Here is a 6,866-nt window from a genome sequence, read left to right on the forward strand (position 1 = left end):
CGCTCTAGAACAAATGAGGAGTGCCGGACGCGATCAACTTCTGATAGGCGGCGTCTATGCGCATATCGGCTGCATGGTGACCGCAGTCGATGCCTTCATGAGCGACATTCAGCCGTTCATCATTGGAGATGCTGTCGCCGACTTTTCGGAGGCAGAGCATCGGATGGCTCTGGACTACGTCGCAAGGCGCTGTGGATCGGTAATTGCGACCGAAGCGTTGATCGAAACGTCGGCGGCGAGCGTCGTCACGCGGGATTGGCTTGAGGCTCGCGTGCGCGGGCTCCTCGAGGATGCGGCGGATCTCGATCCGAACGAGAACCTGCTCTTTTACGGGATCGATTCCCTGCAGGTCATGAGGCTCGCGAGTGAATTGAAAGCGCGTGGCGTTCTTGTCAGTTTTGAAGATTTGGCCAGAGCCCCGACGCTAAGCGCGTGGTGGGAACTGATCGATAGGAAGTGTATGGCGGCTTGATGAGCGGGAGTAGCGCCATGTCGCTTCAGCGTTTTCGCGGCAAACGCGTCCTCGTAACGGGCGCCGCACGGGGTATAGGGCACCGGGTGGCCGAGCGTTTCGCGGAAGAAGGGGCAACCGTCATCGGCCTCGATATCGCAGCGCGCGCGCGCTCACTCAACTTCTCACTTCATCTGGTCGACATCAGCGACCCTGATCAGGTCAGCGCGATTAGCAACCGGCTCAGGTGCGATGTCGAGCGGCTCGACGTTCTCGTTAACGCAGCGGGTGTGCTCGAAATGGGACCTGTAGAAAGTCTCGCCACCGAAGCCTGGAAACGGTGCTTTGACGTGAATGTGGCTGGCCCATTCTACCTTTTCAGGGAGTGGATACCGGTGTTCAAGAAACAGCGGGGCGGCGCTATCGTAAACATCGCGTCCAACGCAGCGCATGTGCCCCGCACTCACATGGCCGCTTACTGCGCCTCGAAAGCCGCTCTGACGAGCTTGAGTCATTGCGTCGGGCTTGAGGTCGCGCCCTACGGCGTGCGTTGTAATGTCGTTTCCCCCGGCTCGACCGATACGCCGATGTTGAGCGGGATGCTGACGAGCGGCGCGGACCGCGACCGGTTGCTTGGCGGCTTTCCCGACCAGTTCAAGCTCGGCATTCCGCTCGGAAAGATCGCAACTCCCGATGATATCGCCGATGTCACCCTTTTTCTGGCGTCGAATGATGCAGGCCACGTGACCCTTCAAGATATCGTCGTCGATGGGGGTGCAACGCTCGCTGCGTAGGCGGCCTGCGAAATTGTCAGGACTATTAGCTGGAACACGTAGCAAGTGACGTCATGTATCGCAAAAAGTAAACATTCCAATATTCCGGATCAATTCGAAAGAATCCGTCCGTGGGACGATGAAGCGGCTGATTGCAGATGCCTTCTTACTAAAATCCGATGGAACTTTGATGAATACCTATTTCAAGCAGATGAAGATCCTGGCATCCCGCAACAAATCGCACGGGCGAGACCTGGCAGGCGAGCCGAGTTCGTTGCAGGGCGTCGCTGCGCCGGCCAGGCGGTGAGGCTGCTTATGGGCGGCGATGGCTGCGGCATTATCGGCGGGTTCCCTGTTCCGAACTGGCCCAAAGGTATCGTGGGAGCGATTTCACATAGTCAGAATTTCGCTGTCGCGCTGGTCGGCAGGTCGCACCGGTATATTGGAGCAGGCATCGATATCGAGAAAGTCCTGACCGCGTCCGAGGCACGGGATATCTTTTTGCTTGTGTTGAGCGAAAGCGAGCGGAAACGGCTGGAGACGCAGATAACTGCCTTCACGATTTCACTCGCTTTCTCCCTGAAGGAAAGCCTGTTCAAGTCGCTTCCTGCCGATGTTCAGGCCGATTTCGGCTTCGATGCGTGCGAACTTACCACTTGGGGGCGGAGCGGAGACGCAATTTTGCGCGTCACGAGAGACCTTGGATCACATTGGCGCGCAGGTACGGAATTCGCCGCGCAATTCCTTCGGCGAGAAAGACTTCTGCTGACCCGCATCCTGCTAGAAAGATAAAAGGTAACACTTCTGATGAAATCCAGCGAACGCAACGGAGGAAAGGGTACCCCATGCGAATGGAGAAGCGGCCAATAAAGGTTTCCGGGACCGAAACACCGCCGATAAAGCTGATACAACAGATCATCGGCTATCGCACGTCTCAGTGTATCCGTGTCGCGGTCGAGTTTGGTATCCCTGCGATGCTCGAACACGGCGCGATGGGCGTGGACGAAATTGCGCAGCGCGCAGGTGTACACGAGGATCTCATCGGAAGGATTTTAGATCACCTTGCTAGCGTCGAAATCATCGGCCAGAATAATTCTGGCAAGTATACGAAGACGTCGACTTCGAAATTCCTTGTTCCTGGGCATGATAACAGTCTCTGCCAATGGATTTCCTGTGAGCTTCATCCACTGTATTGGCGCTCATGGGAGTACATAAATGATCAGATGCGAAGGGGCGATACAGCCTTCGAACTCGCGCATGGGCTCCCGCACTTCCAATACCTTGCCAACGATTTCGAGGCGCAAGTGCGCTTCGATGAGCAGATGCGGGGCGCGTCGATGGCTATGGGCGCCGTTGTCATTTCTCATCTGGAGTTTCAGGAAGGAGTAACCATAGTTGATGTCGGCGGTGGAGATGGGTCTCTGCTTGCTCAGATTCTTGAGCGGAACCCTACGGCGAAAGGGGTGCTGTTCGACCTTCCTCGCAAGGGTAGTACCCTCAGTTCCGCTTTCGAAAAACTGCGGTGTGAGGGACGAGCCAGCATTGAGCGCGGCTCCTTCTTCGAGGCGATTCCTCCAGCAGGCGACATCTATATTTTTAGCAGGGTTTTTCACGACTTCAACGATCAGGCCGTCAAACGGATACTCGATAACACGAGAGCTGTAATGCGGGGCGGCGAACGTCTCGTCATCGTGGATATAATGCTCGATGACACTGCTTCAACGCAACGTCGATCTTCTCAAGACGTTTTCATGATGGTCCAGCTTGGAGGGCGGGAGCGTACCTTCGATGATCTTTCAAAGATGCTCAGCATGAGCAGTTTTGATACAACGTCCTTCACAAAAACCGAAACGCCTCTCTCCATCTTGGAGTGTTCACCGCAGCAACGGTGATAATTATCAGCATTATGGCAATTGCGATGTCCATTTATATCGTGCCATCAACGATGACATCATAAGCATCGTGCATTTTTTAGCTGAAGAGAAATCATCAAAACGCGGGTGTGCCATGAAGTACGAGTATTTTTTCGAAGACGAATTGTCATATGCGCGCCTATTTGACACAAATGCGCTATTCCAGCTGGAAAACGATCAGCGGACCGATACGCGGTCCCGTACTGACCTCGGGTGCTTCGGATCGACCAACGATCAAGTCGGCAATTGCCAGTGTTTTTGCTGATACCAGAGACGCCCATCAGATAGTAGCTGGAGCAGTTCCGTTTTCGCGCCACTCATCGGCTAAGCTATATTTATTGCGCGATTTCGTCGATCTGCGCCCAAAAGGCGACGAAATACCTGTTTATCGGCCAATCGCTGTCGATATGTCGCCTCACAAAAAGGCATTCGCCGAAGACGTCGCGCGGGCCCTAGAGCTATTTGGAAACATCGCTTTCCAAGGTTGTCCTCGCCAGAGCACTCGACATAGCGCTTTCTGAAAGAACTCTGTTTTTCCTCATTGGTTGCGAACCTTCTCAGAATCAATCCTTCAGGTTGTACTTTTGCCGTTCCTGCGGGAACCGAGAGCCACCCATACGTTTTCGTTGGCGCCAGTCCCGAGCTTCTCCTTCGCAAGAAGGGCATGACCGTCACTACAAATCCGCTGGCAGGCTCGATCAAGCGGGGGAAGACGCCGGAGGAGGACGAGGCCAGTGCGAACACGCTCTTGCACTCCGCAAAAAACAGAAACGAGCATGCCCTCGTCATATCGGCGGTCAGGAATGCGTTGGCGCCGTTCTGCGAGACGCTGGACGTGCCGGATACCCCTTCTCTGATTAAAACCCCGACAGTGTGGCATCTTTCGACAATGATAACGGGATATCTGTCGCGATCCGCGATGCTCGTCCCTCGACCTGGCGTTTGCGCTGCATCCGACCCCTGCGGTTTGCGGTTATCCGACTGAATCGGCTATGAACGCGATAAGCAGCATAGAGAGTTTTGATCGCGAGCTTTATGCGGGATTTGTCGGATGGATGGACGCATCCGGCGATGGCGAATGGGCCGTTGCACTTCGCTGCGCCAACGTCGCTCGGCAATCGGTGAAACTGTTCGCCGGCGCAGGTATTGTTGCGGGATCCCGGCCGCTTGATGAGGCCGCGGAAATCGAAGCGAAATTCGGCACAGTGCTGGGTGCGCTTGGATTTGTTCGGTAGCGATCAATCATAAGACTCCGTAACCAATGCGAGGCTTGAACGCTATAAAGAAGGTCATAGAGCCCGTTGTTGGTCACGCCGCAGCCGACCCGTCAGGCGGAGGCCGTCGCGGAAGCTCATGCCGATCAGCACGATGTTCACGCCGCCAGCGATAAACTCGATCGTTTGCAGCGCAGCGAAGGTCGCGTCGAACTCGCCCGCCTCTGCCTTCCAGAAAAGGAATATGGCGGCGGGCACGAGCACCAGCATGCCGTTCACCGCGATGATGCGCATACGGGCAAGCTTGCGAGCGGCGAGACCACGCGGCGAAGCTCCGGCGAGCGCGAAGCCGGTTGCGCCCGCGACGGCAAGCGCGACGATCAGGACCGGAAGGCGCCAGACGATACAGGACTTCGCTGCCAGAATAGCGGCGGCGTCGCCGTAAAGCTCCGCATAGGCGGTGCTTCCAAGGAAGCGAAGAATTATGACGAGGCCCACGAAGCCTGCGATGGCGTGGAGGAGGCGAAGCGGTGTACGCATTGGGAAAGCTCCTTGCATTGCAATGAACATAGTGTGCTATATAACATATGACGGATAAAGATAGCAAGCTATATAATATCGACCGCACAAGCTCGGCCGGATATATGACGAACTGGGCGGCGCGGCTGTTCGCGCGCGCGATGGATCGCAGGCTCAAGCCTCTCGGGCTTTCGACCGGCCATTTGCCGATTTTCTTCGCATTGGGAGCTGGCGGAGCGCTGTCGCAGAAAGCGCTGACGGAATACGCCGCCATTGAGCAGCCGACCATGGCGGCGACGCTCTCGCGGATGGAGCGCGATGGGCTGATCCACCGCGAGCCTGACGCGAACGACAGGCGAAGTATGCTGATCTCGCTGACGCCACTCGCGCTGGAGAAACTGCCGGCCGTGCGCGAGGCGATCGAGACGCTCAATGAAAAAGCCCTGGGCGCGCTCAGCGAGGAAGAGCGAGACGCGTTTTTGGTAAGCCTCGCAAAGATCGTGGCGGCCTTGGCGGACGACGACTAAGGGGAAATTGCTTCTGCGGGCGCCGTAAGCTATGCACCTTTTGCGGGTGTCACACCCGATAACCAGGAAGTCGCGCTTTTACATCCGAGGAGATCGCACGATGCCGCTTTACAGCTTTCAATGTCCCGACTGCGGCAAGGAAACGGAACTGCTCGTCGCTTTCGGCGATACTCCGGCCTGCCCCGCCTGTGGAAGTGCCGCGATGAAGCGGTTGCTGTCACGCGTGGCTCCGCATGCGAATGCGGACGCGGCCGGAACGCCATGCGCACAGGCTGCCCGCGACGGCGCGCTCGCCAGTTTCAGCCCGTCCGAATGCCGAGGCTGCGCCTGTCATTAGATCGGCCTGCGTTAAATCGGACACGCAGAAGAGGCGATCGACACCAAAACGTATAGCATCATGGCGCGTCTGATTTGCGGTATTATTGCTGTAAATATCAGCCGTCGCCCTCTTTGCGATCCCACGGCGCATCGCGTAAAGACTCAGTGCTTCGAGAACAGATCCCGCAATTTGCAAAGCGTCGTCGTGATGTCGAAGCGCTGATCCGGCAGCGCCTCGCCTGCGAGGATGCGGTTCAGCGCCGCAGTAGGATCGGTTTCGCCTGTCAGCAGCACATCGGCGCCGCGCTTTTTCATGCGCCGCACGAAGCCATCGCCCGCGCTGCCCGCCACCACGACGTCGACGCCGTCCAGCGGATGCGGCGTGTCGTCCTCGAAATAGTGCAGAATTTCGGCGTTTGTGAGCTGGATATGCGCAGGCGCGGGCAGAGGATCGCCCGCCTTCACCGACGAAAGATCGTAAAGCAACCAGAAGCGCGACTGGCCCGCATGTCCGGCGACGCTTTGCCAATCTTTCGTTGCGATTGCGATTTTCATGCTGCGCCCCCGTCTTCTGAAAGTCCTTGATGTTTTATACCGCATTATTGGAAGGTCGAGCCCAATTTGCAAAATCCGCCATGCTTTCGGCTGTTGTTCGGCGTCGCGAAAGGGCTTGCGAAGGCGAGCGGTGTGGCTGCTGCGCGATCCGCAGAGACCAGCTCTCTTTGTCGGGCGCGCGCGCAACAAAGACTTGCGAAGCGGCAAAAACTGCTCCATTGTCCGGCCCTGACCGGTCGTGGGGCTCCCGCCGCCGATTGGGGAATAGTTTAATGGTAGAACAGCGGACTCTGACTCCGCTAGTCTTGGTTCGAATCCAGGTTCCCCAGCCACTTGATTTTACTACGCTTTTCTCCTTTTAGAGTGAGAACATTAAGAGGCGGTCGGGCAGTCAGTCGGGAAAATTCGTTCTCTTTTCGAGCTTCCTGATAGCGGCTTCGCCCAGCGTAGGATCGCGCGCGAGATAGTGCGAATCGAGGATCGTGCGCACGTCTCGAAGCGAATGCCCGGTAAGTGTCGCGATCTCCGGGACCGTCGCGCCCAGCACACGATAAATAGCACCGCGTCCATCATGGCTTATTGTCCGGGCGCAATCA

10 protein-coding genes, 1 tRNA gene and 1 pseudogene are annotated in these 6,866 nt (G+C 56.8%); 9 read left to right on the forward strand and 3 right to left on the reverse strand.

Translation table 11 applies throughout. The features are described from left to right. The 6 genes from T281_RS15615 to T281_RS19765 form a co-directional block, all read left to right on the forward strand. Window positions 1–472, forward strand: a 472-nt coding sequence (locus T281_RS15615) for an isochorismatase family protein (protein ID WP_037241543.1), incomplete at its 5' end; no start/stop codon positions are given. Continuing rightward, the gene (dhbA, locus tag T281_RS15620) at window positions 469–1,245 is read left to right on the forward strand and encodes a 2,3-dihydro-2,3-dihydroxybenzoate dehydrogenase (protein ID WP_420834881.1); all 777 of its coding nucleotides are present in this window, start codon (window positions 469–471) and stop codon (window positions 1,243–1,245) included. The genes T281_RS15615 and dhbA, both read left to right, overlap by 4 nt. A 45-nt stretch (window positions 1,246–1,290) precedes the next feature. Next, window positions 1,291–2,016: a 4'-phosphopantetheinyl transferase family protein gene (locus T281_RS15625; RefSeq protein WP_155955300.1), complete on the forward strand. Its 726-nt coding sequence runs from the start codon at window positions 1,291–1,293 to the stop codon at window positions 2,014–2,016. 53 nt (window positions 2,017–2,069) lie between these two features. Further along, the gene (locus T281_RS15630) at window positions 2,070–3,116 is read left to right on the forward strand and encodes a methyltransferase (RefSeq protein WP_037241548.1); all 1,047 of its coding nucleotides are present in this window, start codon (window positions 2,070–2,072) and stop codon (window positions 3,114–3,116) included. A 562-nt stretch (window positions 3,117–3,678) separates the two neighbouring features. Continuing rightward, window positions 3,679–4,122 (forward strand): chorismate-binding protein, encoded by a 444-nt coding sequence (locus tag T281_RS19935; protein WP_162173196.1) that lies wholly within the window; start codon window positions 3,679–3,681, stop codon window positions 4,120–4,122. After that, entirely contained in the window at window positions 4,040–4,372 is a 333-nt protein-coding gene (locus T281_RS19765) for a chorismate-binding protein (RefSeq protein WP_081796852.1), read from the forward strand. Before T281_RS19935 ends, T281_RS19765 begins: the two co-directional genes overlap by 83 nt. A 54-nt stretch (window positions 4,373–4,426) precedes the next feature. Here T281_RS19765 and T281_RS15640 read toward each other — a convergent pair whose 3' ends face one another. Next, window positions 4,427–4,891, reverse strand: coding sequence for a hypothetical protein (locus tag T281_RS15640; protein WP_037241551.1), 465 nt, complete (start codon window positions 4,889–4,891; stop codon window positions 4,427–4,429). A gap of 47 nt (window positions 4,892–4,938) precedes the next feature. On the opposite strand from T281_RS15640, the gene T281_RS15645 reads away from it, so the two are divergent. After that, window positions 4,939–5,397: a MarR family winged helix-turn-helix transcriptional regulator gene (locus T281_RS15645; protein ID WP_037241554.1), complete on the forward strand. Its 459-nt coding sequence runs from the start codon at window positions 4,939–4,941 to the stop codon at window positions 5,395–5,397. A 100-nt stretch (window positions 5,398–5,497) separates the two neighbouring features. Then, on the forward strand, window positions 5,498–5,734 hold the full coding sequence (locus T281_RS15650) for an FmdB family zinc ribbon protein (protein WP_037241556.1): 237 nt from the start codon (window positions 5,498–5,500) through the stop codon (window positions 5,732–5,734). 143 nt (window positions 5,735–5,877) lie between these two features. Here T281_RS15650 and T281_RS15655 read toward each other — a convergent pair whose 3' ends face one another. Further along, window positions 5,878–6,270, reverse strand: coding sequence for a NifB/NifX family molybdenum-iron cluster-binding protein (locus T281_RS15655; RefSeq protein WP_037241559.1), 393 nt, complete (start codon window positions 6,268–6,270; stop codon window positions 5,878–5,880). A gap of 258 nt (window positions 6,271–6,528) precedes the next feature. Between T281_RS15655 and T281_RS15660 the strand changes: the two genes are divergently transcribed. Next, a tRNA-Gln gene (locus T281_RS15660) sits at window positions 6,529–6,602 on the forward strand. Between the two features lie 59 nt (window positions 6,603–6,661). Here the strand turns inward: T281_RS15660 and T281_RS18470 are convergent. Beyond that, window positions 6,662–6,866 (reverse strand): annotated as a pseudogene (locus tag T281_RS18470) (hypothetical protein); the annotation flags it as partial.

The sequence above is a fragment of the Rhodomicrobium udaipurense JA643 genome (assembly GCF_000636015.1).
GTDB lineage: Bacteria > Pseudomonadota > Alphaproteobacteria > Rhizobiales > Rhodomicrobiaceae > Rhodomicrobium > Rhodomicrobium udaipurense.